This window comes from Bacteroides sp. UBA939 (assembly GCF_002293435.1).
In the GTDB taxonomy this organism is placed as follows: domain Bacteria; phylum Bacteroidota; class Bacteroidia; order Bacteroidales; family Bacteroidaceae; genus Bacteroides.
In genome coordinates this window covers 19,465-35,753 of record NZ_DBDF01000161.1, presented here as the reverse complement: position 1 = coordinate 35,753, position 16,289 = coordinate 19,465, and the positions used below count along the sequence as shown (strand labels likewise).

15 protein-coding genes are annotated in these 16,289 nt (G+C 41.4%); all 15 read left to right on the top strand.

Annotated features, from left to right (window positions below):
* Positions 1-54 precede the first annotated feature (54 nt).
* The 15 genes from B2Z67_RS10150 (at position 55) to B2Z67_RS10080 (ending at position 16,123) form a co-directional block, all read left to right on the top strand.
* Positions 55-786 (top strand): type III pantothenate kinase, encoded by a 732-nt coding sequence (locus B2Z67_RS10150; protein WP_291529732.1) that lies wholly within the window; start codon positions 55-57, stop codon positions 784-786.
* The gene (locus B2Z67_RS10145; RefSeq protein WP_291529711.1) at positions 773-2,035 is read left to right on the top strand and encodes a hypothetical protein; all 1,263 of its coding nucleotides are present in this window, start codon (positions 773-775) and stop codon (positions 2,033-2,035) included. Before B2Z67_RS10150 ends, B2Z67_RS10145 begins: the two co-directional genes overlap by 14 nt.
* A 43-nt stretch (positions 2,036-2,078) precedes the next feature.
* Positions 2,079-3,401, top strand: a complete 1,323-nt coding sequence (locus B2Z67_RS10140; RefSeq protein WP_291529710.1) for a tetratricopeptide repeat protein — start codon at positions 2,079-2,081, stop codon at positions 3,399-3,401.
* A gap of 10 nt (positions 3,402-3,411) precedes the next feature.
* On the top strand, positions 3,412-4,059 hold the full coding sequence (gene lptC / locus B2Z67_RS10135) for an LPS export ABC transporter periplasmic protein LptC (RefSeq protein WP_291529731.1): 648 nt from the start codon (positions 3,412-3,414) through the stop codon (positions 4,057-4,059).
* Positions 4,059-5,315 (top strand): hemolysin family protein, encoded by a 1,257-nt coding sequence (locus B2Z67_RS10130; RefSeq protein WP_291529730.1) that lies wholly within the window; start codon positions 4,059-4,061, stop codon positions 5,313-5,315. The genes lptC and B2Z67_RS10130 overlap by 1 nt, the downstream gene beginning before the upstream one ends.
* 123 nt (positions 5,316-5,438) lie before the next feature.
* On the top strand, positions 5,439-7,577 hold the full coding sequence (locus B2Z67_RS10125; protein ID WP_291529709.1) for a SurA N-terminal domain-containing protein: 2,139 nt from the start codon (positions 5,439-5,441) through the stop codon (positions 7,575-7,577).
* Between the two features lie 150 nt (positions 7,578-7,727).
* Complete coding sequence (gene rlmN / locus B2Z67_RS10120; RefSeq protein WP_291529708.1) at positions 7,728-8,768, top strand: 23S rRNA (adenine(2503)-C(2))-methyltransferase RlmN; 1,041 nt, start codon at positions 7,728-7,730, stop codon at positions 8,766-8,768.
* Between the two features lie 112 nt (positions 8,769-8,880).
* A complete protein-coding gene (locus B2Z67_RS10115) occupies positions 8,881-9,915 on the top strand; it encodes a DUF4837 family protein (protein ID WP_291529707.1) in 1,035 nt (344 codons plus the stop codon).
* Positions 9,916-10,014: 99 nt separating this feature from the next.
* On the top strand, positions 10,015-11,112 hold the full coding sequence (gene pdxA / locus B2Z67_RS10110) for a 4-hydroxythreonine-4-phosphate dehydrogenase PdxA (RefSeq protein WP_291529706.1): 1,098 nt from the start codon (positions 10,015-10,017) through the stop codon (positions 11,110-11,112).
* Between the two features lie 2 nt (positions 11,113-11,114).
* On the top strand, positions 11,115-12,359 hold the full coding sequence (locus B2Z67_RS10105; RefSeq protein WP_291529705.1) for a sigma-54 interaction domain-containing protein: 1,245 nt from the start codon (positions 11,115-11,117) through the stop codon (positions 12,357-12,359).
* Entirely contained in the window at positions 12,346-12,873 is a 528-nt protein-coding gene (locus B2Z67_RS10100; protein ID WP_291529704.1) for an LptE family protein, read from the top strand. Before B2Z67_RS10105 ends, B2Z67_RS10100 begins: the two co-directional genes overlap by 14 nt.
* Before the next feature lie 8 nt (positions 12,874-12,881).
* Positions 12,882-13,661, top strand: a complete 780-nt coding sequence (locus B2Z67_RS10095; RefSeq protein WP_291529703.1) for a tetratricopeptide repeat protein — start codon at positions 12,882-12,884, stop codon at positions 13,659-13,661.
* Positions 13,662-13,665: 4 nt separating this feature from the next.
* Positions 13,666-14,040: a preprotein translocase subunit SecG gene (gene secG, locus B2Z67_RS10090; RefSeq protein ID WP_291529702.1), complete on the top strand. Its 375-nt coding sequence runs from the start codon at positions 13,666-13,668 to the stop codon at positions 14,038-14,040.
* A 295-nt stretch (positions 14,041-14,335) separates the two neighbouring features.
* Positions 14,336-15,730: an MFS transporter gene (locus B2Z67_RS10085; protein ID WP_291529701.1), complete on the top strand. Its 1,395-nt coding sequence runs from the start codon at positions 14,336-14,338 to the stop codon at positions 15,728-15,730.
* A gap of 33 nt (positions 15,731-15,763) precedes the next feature.
* Entirely contained in the window at positions 15,764-16,123 is a 360-nt protein-coding gene (locus B2Z67_RS10080; RefSeq protein WP_291529700.1) for a PqqD family protein, read from the top strand.
* The last annotated feature ends 166 nt before the right edge of the window (positions 16,124-16,289 follow it).

The window sequence follows — 16,289 nt, the reverse complement described above, 5'->3', positions numbered from 1 at the left end:
GAGTTTTGATGGAAAAAAGTTGTATCTTTGTGCCCGAAAATGAATCTACATTCAGTGAATCTGGTTATTGATATAGGAAATACAGTGGCAAAAATAGCTGTCTTTGATGGTGTATCACTGTTAGAAGTGGCGTATGACTCTAATGAAAACTTGGACCATTTGCCCGGTATTTATCATAAATATCATTTTGAGAAAGCAATCGTTGCTACTGTAATCGACTTGAAAGAGCAAGTGGTGGAGCAGTTGGCTTCACTTTCCATACCTGTACTTTGGCTGAATGAGACAACCCCCCTGCCGGTAGCGAACCTCTATGAAACTCCCGAAACATTGGGATACGACCGCATGGCGGCTGTAGTGGGCGCTAACGAGCAATTTCCCGGGAAAGACATTCTGGTGATAGATGCCGGCACTTGCATCACGTATGAATTTGTGGACGCTGACGGGCGTTATCATGGCGGGAATATATCTCCCGGCATGCAAATGCGTTTTCGGGCGCTTCACCAATTTACCAGTCGCTTGCCTATGGTGCAGCGTGAAGGTCGTGAACTTCCGATGGGAAAAGATACTGAAACTGCTATTCGTGCAGGAGTTTTGAATGGTCTGGAATATGAAATTTTGGGCTACATAACGGCTTTGAAACATAAATATCCTGAACTTTTGGTTTTTTTAACGGGCGGGGATGATTTTTCTTTTGCTACAAACTTAAAAAGTATCATCTTTGCAGATAGATTTTTAGTATTGAAAGGATTAAACCGAATTTTAAACTATAATAATGACAAGATATAGACAAACACTTTTAGTGCTCTTGCTCACGATAATATCTGGAGTGACAGTTGCTCAGAATAATACTAATTCCCCTTATACAAGATACGGGTATGGACAGTTGGCAGACCAGGGATCGGGTAATAGTAAGGCGATGGGCGGTATTGCTTATGGTTTGCGTGACAGATCTCATACTAATTTTGCAAATCCTGCTGCTTATACTGCCGTTGATTCGTTAACCTTTATGTTTGACGGCGGTATTTCCTTGCAAAACACGAACTTTAGTGATGGTATTGTAAAACGGAATGCCAAGAATTCCAGTTTTGACTATATCACGATGTTGTTCCGCCTGTCCAAACGAGGTGCTATGAGTATCGGAATGTTGCCCTATTCCAATGTGGGATACAGTATGGAAAGTTACAATGAAAATGAAGAATTTTCCGGAAGTTCATATTCTACAAAATATTCGGGTGAGGGTGGATTACATCAACTTTATGTAGGTGCAGGTTTTAAAATATTAGAAAATCTTTCTGTTGGTGCGAATATTTCGTATCTTTGGGGAGATATATCACATTCCAGAAATATAAGTTTTCCCCTTGATGGAACTAAATATGGTTCAATAAAACAGGAAAGTATGTCTGTACAGAGTTACAAGCTTGATTTTGGTGCGCAATATACGCAGCAATTCGGAAAGAAGCATTCCGCCACATTAGGTGTTGTTTTCTCACCGGGGCATAACTTGAGTAATGAATCTACTGTGACGAATATGATGGGAAATCCATCTAATGGATATACGACAAACTCAAAAGATACGACGTTAACTTTAGGAACTCCTATAACGCTGGGGGCGGGCGTGACTTATACATATAATAACCGTCTGACTGTGGGTATGGATGTTATGTTCCAAAAGTGGGGTGATGTAACGTTTATGAATGACCCGGATGCTTTCTGTAACCGTACTAAGATTTCTGTCGGTGCAGAATATATTCCGAATGAAATGGGAAGAAGTTATTTCTCACATATTAAATATCGTTTGGGAGCTTATTATTCCAAACCTTACTATAAGGTAAGGGGCATGAGCGCAGCAAATGAATACGGGCTTACGGCTGGTTTTGCTTTACCTCTTCCGCGGAATCGTTCTGTGATAAGTCTGTCTGCGCAGTATGTGGGAATGCAAGGTGCGGAAAGTGGCTTTGTGAACGAGAATACCTTGCGTGTTTGTATTGGTGTGACGTTCAATGAACGCTGGTTCTGGAAGCGTAAAGTAGAGTAAATGAAAAAACAAATGTAATATAACAACTAAAAATTGATATACAATGAAAATTAAAAAGCTTGTAGCTGTCTTACTCCTTTCGGGTGGAGTGGCCGGTGCTTTTGCACAGAACGAAGATTGTAACAAGAACAGTAGCCTTTCCAACTCAAGTGTGAAGGCCGGAGATTTTAAAAGTGCGTATGAACCTTGGAAACAAGTGATGGCGGACTGCCCTACCCTAAGATATTATACATTTTCTGATGGTATCAAGATTTTGCGCTCATTCTTGGGGGAAATAAAAGACCGTAACTCTGCGGACTATAAAAAGTACTTTGATGAATTGATGGAAGTGTATGATCTGAGAGGCAAATATATTCCGGAATTTGCAGCCAAAGGCATGAAAGTTCCGTCTGTTGCTTCTTCATTGGGTACTAAAGTCATTGACTACATTACTTATGCTCCCAAGCTGGATGTTAATCAGGCATACACATGGTTTAAAGAATCTGTTGATGCTGAAAAGGCTAGTTCGGACGGTGCGGTTTTGCATTATTTTCTGGATATGTCTTTGAATAAATTGAAGATTGATGCTAATCACAAAGAACAATTCATTCAGGATTATCTGACTGTTTCCGAATATGCGGACGAAGCAGTTGCAGCAGAGGAAAATGCTGCCAAGAAAGCCAATTTGCAGCAAATAAAAGCCAATCTTGAGGCTATGTTTATTAATAGTGGTACTGCTGACTGTGAGTCTTTGCAGAATATTTATGGCCCTAAGATTGAAGCGAGCCAATCGGATTCTACTTATTTGAAGAAAGCTATTTCCGTTCTGAAAATGATGAGGTGTACAGAAAGCGAAGCATATTTCCAAGCTTCTTACTACATGTACAAGATAAATCCTACTGCTGATGCAGCTACCGGATGCGGATATATGTCATATAAGAAAGGTGATTATGAGGCAGCTATCAAATACTTTGACGAAGGTTTGAATCTGGAAACGGATGCAGAGAAAAAAGCGCCGTTGGCTTATACTGTGGCTGCTATTTTGTTAGATGCAAAGAAATTATCACAAGCCAGAAGTTATGTGCAGAAAGCAATCAGTTATAAAGAAGATTATGGTAATGCATATATTCTGCTTGCACAGATTTATGCTTCCAGCCCGAACTGGAGTGATGAATCCGCTTTGAATAAGTGTACATATTTTGTCGTAATTGATAAGTTGCAGCGTGCTAAGGCTATTGACTCGTCTGTTACTGATAAGGCAAACGAATTGATTTCAACTTATGCCCGTTATACCCCGAAAGCTGAAGATCTTTTTATGTTAGGCTATAAAGCTGGTGACCGTATCACTGTCGGTGGTTGGATTGGCGAAAGCACAACGATTCGATAATAACAGTATGTTGTTACAACAACGAAGTAACATTCTCTGTCATAGGATTATGAGCATAACCATTGTCTTCGGGGCAATGGTTATGCTTCTTTTATTTTCCGCCTGCTCCGGACGAGGCAAGGAGATGGGAGCAGCTATAACTGAACGCGACTCCCTGCCTGTGATGGATACAGAAGGGGTGAGGACTCTTATTTCCGATTCCGGCATTACCCGGTATCGTATCAATACGGAAGAATGGTTGGTTTTTGACCGTAAGTCACCTTCCTATTGGGCGTTTGAAAAAGGTATTTATCTGGAAAAGTTTGATTCGGTCTTTAATGTTGAGGCCAGTATCAAGTCGGATACAGCCTATTATTATGATAAAGAGCGCTTGTGGAAGTTGATAGGTAATGTAGATATTGAGAACCTGAAAGGAGAGAAGTTCAATACCGAGTTGTTGTATTGGGATCAAAATAAGCATAGGGTTTACTCCGATCAACGGGTTCGCATAGAACAGCCTGATCAGGTTATTTACGCCCGTGGTTTTGAGTCTGATGAGCAACTGAATAAATATCGTTTTTTTAAGACAGAAGGAGTATTTTATGTGGAAGATGGAGAAGCGCCTGGCGATAGCTTAAGAACCGATAGCGTTAAAACCGATACTATTAAACCAGAATGATGGATACCTATATTTATTTATTGATAACTATAGCTTTTTCCGCCTTTTTTTCAGGCATGGAGATTGCTTTTGTTTCCGTGGATAAATTGCGTTTTGAGATGGAACGCAAAGTGGGATTCAGTTCACGGATCCTCTCTTATTTCTTCCGCAACTCCAATAATTTTATCTCTACCATGTTGGTAGGTAATAATATTGCGCTGGTGATTTATGGTATCCTGATGGCGCAGGTTATTAATACTCATTTATTGGGAGGGTTGATTTCCAATGATTTTGTGGAACTTTTGTTGCAGACGATAATCTCCACTCTTATCATTCTGCTTACGGGTGAATTCCTTCCTAAAACCTTATTCAAAATTAATCCTAATCTTGTATTGAAGGTTTGCGCTTTTCCGCTTTTAATATGCTATATCGTGCTTTTTCCAATATCATGGCTGGCGTCTGGGTTATCTTATCTTTTCCTGCGCGTGTTTGGTATGAAGATAACTAAAGAAGCGTCAGAGAAGGCTTTCGGGAAAGTCGATTTGGATTATTTCGTTCAATCCGGTATTGATAGTGCGAGAGATGAAGAAGAGTTGGATACGGAAGTGAAGATATTCCAGAATGCACTTGACTTTTCGAGCATAAAAATACGTGATTGCATTGTTCCCCGGACAGAAGTGGTAGCGGTTGATTTGGATACGTCTTTGGAAGAATTGAAAAGTCTTTTTGTAGAATCGGGTATTTCCAAGATTATTGTCTATGACGGAAATATAGATAATGTAGTTGGCTATATTCATTCATCTGAGATGTTTCGTAATCCTGCCGATTGGCGTAACAACGTGAAAGAAGTACCTATTGTGCCCGAAACAATGGCGGCGCATAAATTGATGAAGCTATTTATGCAGCAAAAGAAAACGATTGCCGTGGTGGTAGATGAATTTGGCGGTACGTCGGGCATTGTTTCCCTGGAGGACTTGGTTGAAGAAATATTTGGGGATATTGAAGATGAACATGATAATACTTCGTATGTCTGCAAGCAAATAAACGAGCATGAGTATGTGCTGTCTGCTCGCCTGGAAATAGAGAAAGTAAACGAAACATTTAATCTTGATTTGCCGGAATCGGATGAATATCTGACGGTAGGAGGATTGATCCTGAATCGTTATCAGAGCTTTCCCAAGTTGCATGAGGTAGTGGCTATTGATAACTTTAAGTTCAAAATTATTAAGGTTACGGCTACAAAAATAGAGTTGGTACGCCTTAAAGTCATTGAATAATGGAGTGATGGCGTAAATTTTTAAAGAATAAATAGATGCGTATTAGCATTTTTTGTATCTTCGTGCGCTAAAATAAAAGTTTATAGTAAAATAATAATAAACAAATAAATCATATTAACTAAAATGGCAACATTACAAAGCATTCGGTCTAAAGGACCTTTATTGGTGATTGTTATTGGTTTGGCGCTGTTTGCTTTCATTGCAGGAGATGCGTGGAAAGTAATTCAGCCACATCAGTCACAAGATGTAGGAGAAGTGGATGGAGAGGCGCTTTCTGCTCCGGAATATCAAAGTTTGGTAGAAGAGTACACGGAAGTTGTGAAATTATCCGGCAATACAAATGCGCTCTCCGATGAACAAGCCAACCAGATCAAAGATGAGGTATGGAGAAATTACGTTAACAATAAACTGATTGAAAATGAAGCGAAAAAGCTGGGCTTAACAGTGACAAAGGCGGAACTCCAATCGATTATTGATGCAGGTGTACATCCTATGCTGCAACAAACACCGTTCTATAACCCTCAGACCGGCGCTTTCGACAAAGATATGTTGAAGAAGTTTTTGGTAGACTATTCTAAAATGGATCAGTCACAAATGCCGGCACAGTACGTAGAACAGTCGCGAGCTATGTATAAATTCTGGTCTTTCATTGAAAAGCAACTTGTACAGACCCGTTTGGCTGAAAAGTACCAGGCTTTGGTAACTAAATCCCTGTTCTCTAATCCGGTAGAAGCCCAGGACGCTTTTAATGCCAGAGTTGACCAATTCGACTTGCTGTTGGCTGCTATTCCTTTTTCTTCTGTTGCGGACTCTACCGTAACAATTACAGAGGGCGACTTGAAAGATGCTTATAATAAGAAGAAAGAGCAATTCAGACAATATGCAGAAACCCGTAACATTAAGTTCATTGATGTGCAGGTAACCGCAAGCCCTGAAGACAGAGAGGCTATCCAGAAAGAAGTAGATGAATATACGGAACAACTTGCAAGTACTCCGGGTGATTACACTACTTTTATTCGTGCTACAGGTTCTGAGGTGCCTTATGTAGATTTGTATTATACTTCTACATCGTTGCCTACAGATGTTACTGCGCGTTTGGACTCTGTTTCGGTAGGTGGTGTTTATGGCCCATACTATAATGCATCCGACAATACTATTAACTCATTCAAAAAACTGGCTGCTGCTTCGATGGCGGATTCTATCGAATACCGTCAGATACAAGTGATGGCAGAAGATGCTGCTAAGACAAAAACATTGGCGGACAGTATTTATAATGCAATCAAGGGTGGCGCAAATTTTGCGGATGTTGCTAAGAAATATGGTCAGACAGGTGAATCTACATGGATTTCTTCTGCTAATTATGAAGGCGCACAGTTGGATGGCGATAATCTGAAGTATGTGAATACCATTGCAACTCTTGGTCAGAACGAATTGGCTAATCTGAATTTGGTACAGGCAAATGTGATTCTGCAGGTAACAAACAAGAAAGCGGTTAAAGACAAATATAAAGTAGCTATTATCAAACGTCCGGTAGACTTCAGTAAAGAAACATACAGCAAAGCATATAATGACTTCAGTCAGTTTATTGCTGCTAACCCCACTTTGGATAAGTTGATGGCTAATGCGGAAGATGCAGGTTACAAATTGTTGGATAGAAATGATTTGTATAGTTCTGAACATGCTATTGGCGGTATCAGAGGTTCTAAAGAAGCTCTGAGATGGGCTTTCTCTGCAAAAGTTGGTGAAGTTTCCGGCTTGTATGAATGTGGTGAAAGTGACCGTATGCTGGTTGTTAGTGTTTCCGGCATTATTCCGGAAGGGTATCGTCCGTTGGCTTTGGTAAGAGACCAATTGAGAATTGAATTGCTCCGTGATAAGAAAGCAGAGAAGATTATGGCTGACGTAAAGGCTGCCGGCATATCTTCGTTCGAACAATATAAAGGTTTGGCGGATGCTGTCAGCGATTCTGTAAAACATGTTACTTTTGCTGCTCCTGCTTATGTTCCGGTGTTGCGTACCAGTGAACCGTTGGTAGGCGCTTATGCATCTATTGCCGAGTTGAATCAATTGAGCGCCCCTATTAAAGGAAATGGCGGGGTGTTTGTGCTTCAACCGTATGCAAAGGAGAAGCTGAACGAAACTTATAATCAGGAAGGAGAGGAAGCAACGGCGCAGAACATGCATGCTCGTGTAGCAAGTCAGTTCCTTAATGATTTGTATTTGAAGGCTGATGTAAAAGATAGCCGTTACTTATTCTTCTAAAAAAGATAGTTTATTTTTAGATATAAAGCCGTCTGATGTCTTGTCAGGCGGCTTTTCTTTATATGTATATTTCTTTTCTGTGTCAGTGATTGCTTTATGCAACTTTATTCCTACCTTTGCAAAGATAAACCGGAAGATTAATAGATAATTATGCCGAAACAAACCCTATTAGGATTAACGCTCGTTGAACTGCAGGAGGTGGTGAAGAGACTGGGAATGCCCGGTTTTACTGCCAAACAGATTGCTTCATGGTTGTACGACAAGAAAGTAAACTCTATTGATGACATGACGAACTTGTCATTGAAACACCGGGATATATTGAAAGATATCTACGAAGTGGGCATTGCTGCACCTGTGGATGTGATGCGATCAGTAGATGGTACTGTGAAGTATTTATATAAGGTAGGTGAGGGGCGCTTTATAGAAGCGGTTTATATTCCGGAAGAAGACCGTGCTACACTTTGCGTATCTTCGCAAGTGGGCTGCAAAATGAACTGCAAGTTTTGTATGACCGGTAAACAAGGATTTGCCTCCAATCTTACTGCCAACCAAATTATCAATCAAATAAGTTCTCTTCCGGAGCGGGATAAGCTGACGAACATTGTAATGATGGGTATGGGAGAACCCTTAGATAATCTTGATGAAGTACTGAAAGCCTTAGATATCATGACTTCTTCCTACGGATATGGCTGGAGTCCTAAACGAATAACCCTCTCTACCGTAGGGTTACGCAAGGGATTGCAGTATTTTATTGAGGAATCCGAATGTCATTTGGCAATAAGCCTGCATTCACCGGTACCTTTGCAACGTCGTGAATTGATGCCTGCGGAAAAAGCTTTCTCCATAACAGAAATGGTAGATATACTTAAAAAATATGATTTTAGTAAACAGCGTAGGTTATCTTTTGAATATATTGTCTTTAAGGGGGTAAATGATTCGTTGTTGTATGCTAAAGAATTGTTGAAACTTCTACGGGGGTTGGATTGCCGTATCAATCTGATTCGTTTTCATACTATACCGGGAGTAGACTTGGCAGGCGCCGATATGGATACGATGGTGGCATTTCGTGATTATCTGACTTCTCACGGTCTGTTTACTACCATACGTTCTTCCCGTGGCGAAGATATATTCGCAGCTTGTGGTATGCTTTCCACTGCCAAGCAAGAAGAAAATAAACTCAAAGAAAGCTGATTAAGACTTTAAAAAAGGAAATTTAAACAGGCTCTTAATATAAATTATTATAATTGACGCGGATGATATATGCATTCTTTGTAGTTTTGTAAAAACATTAATTGATAAGTATATGAAAAAGCACCTGTTTTATTTGAGCTTAGCTCTTGTTACAATGGCCTTCTCCGCATGTAGTGGCGGTAAAAAAGGCGTGTTCGGTGCGACCTCCAGCGGTCGTGCTTATGAAATTCTGGTAGTGGTTGAGCCTGCTATGTGGGAACGTCCGTCCGGCAGAGCCCTTTTTGATGTACTTGATTCGGACGTACCGGGGCTTCCCCAGTCTGAGCGTTCGTTTCGTATGATGTACACTTCTCCTTCCAATTATGATTCTACATTGAAGTTAATACGTAATATCATTATTGCTGATGTGCAGAATATTTATACCCAGCCTAAGTTTAAGTATGCAAGGGATGTATATGCTTCTCCGCAAACCATTCTGACTATCCAGGCTCCAGACGAGGCTTCTTTTGAGAAATTTGTGACGGAAAATAGCCAGGTCATTATAGATTTCTTCACTCGTGCGGAGATGAACCGGCAGATTGCATTACTGGAGAACAAGCATAATGACTATGTTGCAACGACAGTGAAAAGCATGTTTGACTGTGATGTGTGGGTGTCGGCCGAACTGTCTGCTTCCAAGCAAGGTAAAGATTTCTTCTGGGCAGGGACAAATGCTGCTACCGGTGACCAGAACTTTGTTATTTATTCCTTTCCTTATAGAGACAAGAATACGTTTACCAAAGAATACTTTGTGCAGAAGCGCGACTCTTTCATGAAAGCTAACATCCCCGGAGCCAGGGAAGGCATGTATATGGCAACTGATTCGCTGTTGACAGATGTACGTCCGCTCAATATACAAGGCGAGTATGCTTTGGAAGCACGTGGCTTGTGGCGTATGAAAGGTGACTTCATGGGTGGTCCTTATGTTTCGCTCATGCGTTTGGACGAAGTAAACCAGCGTGTAGTAGTCGTGGAGGTATTTATTTATTCGCCTGATAAACTGAAACGTAACTTGGTGCGTCAGATGGAAGCCTCTCTTTATACATTGAGAGTACCAAGCGACAAGCAGAGCGGGGCGGAAATTCCGTTGGGAGTGACAAGGGAATAAAATACCGGTAAAGAATAATAATGTTGTTTTGAAGATAGAGGCATAGATGCACAAAACATCTCATGCTTTTGTGCTCAATTTACTTGATATAATTAAAAAATGGAAAATAGTAAGGTTAGAGTCGGCATTACGCAAGGAGACATTAATGGAGTGGGGTATGAGGTTATTCTGAAAACATTCGCTGATCCCGTTATGTTGGAACTGTGTACACCTATTATATATGGTTCACCTAAGGTGGCTGCCTATCATCGTAAGGTACTTGATTTGCCGACGAACTTCAGTATAGTGAATTCTGCTTCGGATGCTTCCCATAACCGTTTGAGTGTAGTGAATTGTACGGATGATGAAATAAAAGTGGAATTTTCGAAAGCTGATTCCGAAGCGGGAAAGGCAGCATTGGATGCATTAGAAAGGGCTGTTGAAGAATATAAGAAAGGACTTATTGATGTGATTGTCACTGCTCCTATCAATAAGCATACTGTTCAGTCTGAGACTTTCTCATTTCCCGGTCATACGGAATACATGGAAGAAAGACTGGGAGACGGCGCCAAATCATTGATGATTTTGATGAAAGATGATTTCCGGGTAGCATTGGTTACAGGACATATTCCTGTAAGCCAGATTGCTTCCACAATAACGAAAGAGCTGATACAGGAGAAACTGAGAACCTTTCATAATTCATTGAAGCAGGATTTTGGTATTGGCGCTCCGCGGATTGCCGTACTTTCTTTGAATCCACATGCCGGAGACGAAGGTTTATTGGGAAAGGAAGAAGAAGAAATCATTATTCCTGCATTGAAAGAGATGGCGGCGAAAGGTATCTTATGTTACGGGCCTTATCCTGCCGACGGTTTTATGGGTTCGGGCAATTTTACTCATTTTGATGGCGTGCTTGCCATGTACCATGACCAGGGACTAGCTCCTTTTAAAGCTTTGGTGATGGATGAAGGTGTGAATTATACTGCCGGATTATCCGTTGTACGTACCTCGCCGGCTCATGGTACTGCGTACGACATTGCCGGAAAAGGATTGGCAAGTGAAGATTCTTTCCGACAGGCTGTTTATGTGTCTATTGATGTGTTCCGTAACCGTTTGCGTGAGAAGACTGCACATGCCAATCCCTTGCGAAAACAATATTACGAAAAACGCGATGATAGCGATAAACTGAAACTTGATAGTGTGGAAGAGGATTTATAGGCATGACAAGATCGGAAATACAACAAGTTAAATTACGTTTTGGCATCATTGGTAACAATGAATCATTGGCGCGTGCGATAGATGTTGCTATTCAGGTAGCACCTACCGATTTGTCTGTACTGATAACTGGGGAGAGCGGCGTAGGTAAAGAGAGCTTTCCTCAGATTATACACCAGTACAGCCGGCGTAAGCACGGTCAGTACATTGCGGTGAATTGTGGCGCTATTCCGGAAGGTACTATTGATTCTGAACTGTTCGGTCATGAAAAAGGGGCTTTCACCGGTGCTATCGGCGAACGGAAAGGTTACTTTGGGGAAGCAGACGGAGGGACTATTTTTCTGGATGAGGTAGGGGAATTACCTTTACCTACGCAAGCCCGTTTGCTTCGTGTTCTTGAGAGTGGCGAATTTATCAAAGTAGGTTCATCCAAAGTACAGAAAACGAATGTGCGTATTGTGGCGGCTACCAATGTAAACCTGGCGTTGGCTATTTCCGAAGGACGCTTTCGGGAAGACTTGTATTACCGCCTTAATACAGTCCCCATCCAGGTACCTTCCTTACGTGAACGCGGAGAAGATGTTTTGCTGTTGTTCCGTAAATTTGCTTCGGACTTTGCGGAAAAATACCGCATGCCCGCTATCCAGTTGACAGAGGATGCCAAGCAAGTGCTTCTTGCTTTTTCATGGCCCGGTAATGTGCGTCAATTAAAGAATATCACCGAGCAAATATCTATTATAGAAACGAACCGTGAAATCAACGCTTCCATTCTGCAAGGATATTTACCTGTTCAGGATAACATGCAACGTCTTCCGGCTTTGTTCGGCGTCAAATCCAAAAGCTTTGAAAGTGAGCGGGAGATTTTATATCAGGTTCTTTTCGATATGCGCCAGGATGTTACGGAACTGAAGAAACTGGTACATGAAATTATGGCAGAACGCGGCAAGGCTGCTGCTCCGGCTGTATCTGCCACTTATTACTCTCAGCCTCCGGCCGTGGTTACTCCTGCATCTGCAAGCAGCGTACCCACAATTATTCATCCGTCCGTGAAGCCGTCTCGTGATATGGACGAAGATATACAGGATACGGAAGAATACGTAGAAGAGTCTCTCTCCTTGGATGAAGTAGAGAAAGAAATGATACGAAAAGCTTTGGAAAAGCATCATGGCAAACGTAAAAGTGCAGCCAAAGACTTGAATATTTCCGAGCGTACCTTATACAGAAAGATTAAAGAATATGGATTGGATTAAAAAGATAGCTTCAACAAGTATGTTGTTGGCTATATTGTTAGTGGTAAACTCATGTAGTGTGACGATAGGGCTTGCCCCGATAAGTTCCATTGATTATAATAAAGTAAAAACCATCTCTATAGCTGATTTTTCTAACCGGGCGGAATATGTGTATGCTCCTCTGGCTATACAGTTTAATCAGGATTTGAAAGATATGTTTATCCGCCAGACAAGGTTATCAATAGTGAATGCCAATGCCGACCTTGAAATAGATGGTGAAATTACCGGTTACAATCAGTACAATGAGTCGGTAGATGCCAGTGGCTATTCTTCAAAAGTGAAACTAACGTTGACTGTTAATGTTCGTTATGTTAATAATACAAAGCATGAAGACGATTTTACCGATAAACAATTCTCGGCTTTCCAAACTTATGATTCCAGCGAGAGATTGGAGAGTGTGCAAGATCAGTTGATAAGCCTAATGGTGAAAGACATCACAGAACAAATCTTTAACGCAACCGTAGCTAACTGGTAAGATAGAGAATGACTCCTGCGCATTTACAACAATGGATACAGCAACCCGAAACGTTGAACCGGGAGACTTTGTACGAACTTCGTACGCTGGTTGCCCGTTATCCCTATTTTCAGTCCTTACGTTTGCTCTATCTCAAGAATCTCTATCTGCTGCACGACATTAACTTTGGCGCCGAACTGCGCAAAGCTGTATTGTATGTATCAGATCGGCGTGTTCTGTTTTACCTTATCGAAGGAGACCGCTATATGCTCCGGTCTCGTGCTGCTGCGCAAGTTACAGAAAAGGAGAAGGATGAAGAACCTTCTATGGATCGTACCCTTTCATTGATTGACGCTTTTCTTGCAACTATTCCCGAAGAACATTCTCAGGCAACAGAACTGGATTATGCAATGGATTATACTGCCTATCTGTTGGAAGACCGTGAAGGAGGAGACGAACAAAGAGAATCCTTGCCTGCTTCAACAGAAGTACAGAGATTGCGTGGGCAAGATTTAATAGATGGTTTCATCCGTCAAAGTGAAGTAGTAGTGAGCCGGGAGGTGGAAGTAGACCGGGAAACTGAAACCGAAGATACAGGTGAGAGTATTCCTCAGGAATTACCGTCTGATGACTTGGATGACACCTGTTTTACCGAAACTTTGGCGAAAATTTATATCAAACAGCGCCGATATGACAAGGCGCTTGAAATTATTAAAAAATTAAGTTTGAATTATCCAAAAAAAAATGCTTACTTTGCAGACCAAATTAGATTTTTGGAGAAATTGATTATTAATGCTAAATCAAAATAACAAAATGTACTTATTATTAGTTATCTTAATGGTAGTTGCATCCTTGCTGATGTGTTTCATTGTATTGATTCAAAATTCCAAAGGAGGCGGTCTGGCATCCGGATTCTCTTCTTCCAATCAGATTATGGGTGTACGCAAGACTACTGACTTTCTGGAAAAAGCCACATGGAGTTTGGCTGCATTCATGGTTGTGATGAGTATTGCTACTGCTTATGTTCTTCCTTCTTCTTCCGGTAAAAGTGGAGATGTGATTCTGGAACAAGCACAGCAGGAAGAAAGAACCAATCCGTATAATATGCCTGTTGGTACAACTGTTCCGCAAACAGAAATTCCTGCAACAACCACAGCTCCTGCTGCAACAGACTCTGCGGCTAATTAAAGCTATGTAAATGGACCGTAAAGAGAAATAAGAAAGAGGTTGATGCCGCAAGGTATCAGCCTCTTTTCTTATGCTAATCTTTTCTTTTAAAGGCGGATTTTGCTATCTTTACCGCCCATAATAGACTTTTTGTCTTGTAGATTTGTTATTGTATATGCGTGTATGCGCACGTGGTTGATTAAGGCAACTCTCGTATACGCTAATGTAATGGGAACTGATGTAATCAGAGCTAATGTAATCAGAGCTAATGTAATCGGAACTATAAATTGAAATTCAAAATAATCTAAATAGTACAATGTCAGAACAATTAAAACTTAGATTGAACGACTCCAAAGCCATCCGTTGGGGAGCGTTGGTGATTGTTGCCTTCACAATGATGGCGGCCTATTATGTAAACGACGTGGTTGCACCGTTGAAAACAATGTTGGAAACCAACTTAGGGTGGGACAGTACCGACTTCGGCTTCTATACGGGTGGTTACAGTTTCCTGAATGTTTTCTTCATGATGTTGATTTGGGGAGGATTAATCCTTGACCGCTTTGGTATCCGTTTCACCGGAAAGTTGGCAACCATCTTGATGGTTGGAGGTACGGCACTCGAATATTATGCTATGACAGGGCTTGCCGGTCCGGATGCTACGATTTTCGGAATGAATGAAATCTTCGGTTATAAGGCAGGAGTATTTGTAGCTTTTGCCGGTTACTCCATTTTCGGTGTGGGTGCCGAAGTTGCCGGTATTACAGTCACTAAAATCATAGCCAAATGGTTTAAAGGCAAAGAATTGGCTACGGCTATGGGAGTACAGGTGGCATTGGCGCGTATTGGTTCTCAAGCCGGTTATGCGATAGCCATTCCTATGGCAAATGCTATGGGACTTTCAGCTCCGGTGTTGTTGGGATTGATATTGTTGTTAGGCGGTATGGTTGCTTTCTTTGTGTTTGCGGTGATGGATAAGAAGTTGGATATGCAGAAAGCTACTGCCACAGAAGAAGCCGGAGCCGAAGAGGAAGAAGAGAAATTCTCTTTCAAGGATGTGAAGAATATCCTTGTTAATCCGGGATTCTGGTTGATAGCCTTGCTGTGCGTATTGTTCTATTCGTGTGTATTCCCTTTCCAAAAGTTTGCTTCCGAACTGATGATCATTAAATATGGTATTGCCGAGGAATTTGCCGGAACTCTTGCCGGACTTCCGGCATTGGGTGCACTGTTTCTGACCCCAATCTTTGGCGGGTTCATTGATAAACGGGGCAAATCGGCTTCTATCATGATACTGGGTTCGGCGATGTTGATAGGGGTACACTTTGTTTATGCTCTTCCAGCTGTTAACTTCTGGCTGGTAGCTATCGTATTGATGATTATTCTGGGTATTGCTTTCTCACTGGTTCCGTCTGCCATGTGGCCTGCGGTTGCTAAAATATTCCCGGTAAGCCAGTTGGGTACGGCATACGCTTTGATTTTCTTTATTCAGAATATAGGTTTGTGGGGCATTCCTACTTTGATTGGTAAAGTACTTGATGTGTATTGCATAGTTGGGCAAAAACCGAACGGTGCAAATATATACGATTATACAATACCTATGTGTATCTTTACCGGTATCGCCTGCTTGTCTCTTGTAGTAGCCTTTTTCTTAAAGAAGGCGGATAAAGAAAACGGGTATAGATTGGAAGAACCCAATATCCGGAAGGCATAAAAACTGAATAAGTACAGAACCCGGTAACAAAGTATGGGAGTCTCTAAAGAGAAAGTAAATCTGTTGGATGCTATTCCGGTGTGTTGCAATCATGTCACTACTGAGTGGGAAGACGATTGTGCTGTGATCGTCTATCCCCGCTTTAAGCACGGGTGGATGCGTCGTTTTTTGTTGCCGAAAGGTATGTCGCCTGATATCCACGTTCGTCTTGAAGAGCACGGTACTGCCGTTTGGCGTCTGATTGACGGGAAGCGCACGGTGCAGGAAATCATTTCCCTGCTTGACGAACATTTCCAATCCGATGAGAACTACAGTTCACGTATCACTGCTTATGTGATGCAATTGCAAAAGGATGGTTTTATTCGATTAAGAATAGGAGTTAGAGTTAGCTAAAGAAGCTATATCATACAATGTGACTCTGTTGACTAAAGTTCGTGAGACAAAAGAATCCGTCCCATGAGACAAAAAAATCCGTCTCGTGGGACGGATTTTTTCATCTCACGAGACGGATTTTTTTGTCTCATGGGACGAAATTTTTCGTCTCACGAGACGAATTCTC

What these genes read in the sequence shown, in the direction of transcription:
- B2Z67_RS10130 (WP_291529730.1), top strand. Translation starts at nt 4,059, where the DNA reads ATGGATACCTATATTTATTTATTGATAACTATAGCTTTTTCCGCCTTT.
- rlmN (WP_291529708.1), top strand. Translation starts at nt 7,728, where the DNA reads ATGCCGAAACAAACCCTATTAGGATTAACGCTCGTTGAACTGCAGGAG.
- B2Z67_RS10105 (WP_291529705.1), top strand. Translation starts at nt 11,115, where the DNA reads ATGACAAGATCGGAAATACAACAAGTTAAATTACGTTTTGGCATCATT.
- B2Z67_RS10095 (WP_291529703.1), top strand. Translation starts at nt 12,882, where the DNA reads ATGACTCCTGCGCATTTACAACAATGGATACAGCAACCCGAAACGTTG.
- secG (WP_291529702.1), top strand. Translation starts at nt 13,666, where the DNA reads ATGTACTTATTATTAGTTATCTTAATGGTAGTTGCATCCTTGCTGATG.
- pdxA (WP_291529706.1), top strand. Translation starts at nt 10,015, where the DNA reads ATGGAAAATAGTAAGGTTAGAGTCGGCATTACGCAAGGAGACATTAAT.
- B2Z67_RS10125 (WP_291529709.1), top strand. Translation starts at nt 5,439, where the DNA reads ATGGCAACATTACAAAGCATTCGGTCTAAAGGACCTTTATTGGTGATT.
- B2Z67_RS10100 (WP_291529704.1), top strand. Translation starts at nt 12,346, where the DNA reads ATGGATTGGATTAAAAAGATAGCTTCAACAAGTATGTTGTTGGCTATA.
- B2Z67_RS10080 (WP_291529700.1), top strand. Translation starts at nt 15,764, where the DNA reads ATGGGAGTCTCTAAAGAGAAAGTAAATCTGTTGGATGCTATTCCGGTG.
- B2Z67_RS10085 (WP_291529701.1), top strand. Translation starts at nt 14,336, where the DNA reads ATGTCAGAACAATTAAAACTTAGATTGAACGACTCCAAAGCCATCCGT.
- B2Z67_RS10145 (WP_291529711.1), top strand. Translation starts at nt 773, where the DNA reads ATGACAAGATATAGACAAACACTTTTAGTGCTCTTGCTCACGATAATA.
- B2Z67_RS10140 (WP_291529710.1), top strand. Translation starts at nt 2,079, where the DNA reads ATGAAAATTAAAAAGCTTGTAGCTGTCTTACTCCTTTCGGGTGGAGTG.
- B2Z67_RS10115 (WP_291529707.1), top strand. Translation starts at nt 8,881, where the DNA reads ATGAAAAAGCACCTGTTTTATTTGAGCTTAGCTCTTGTTACAATGGCC.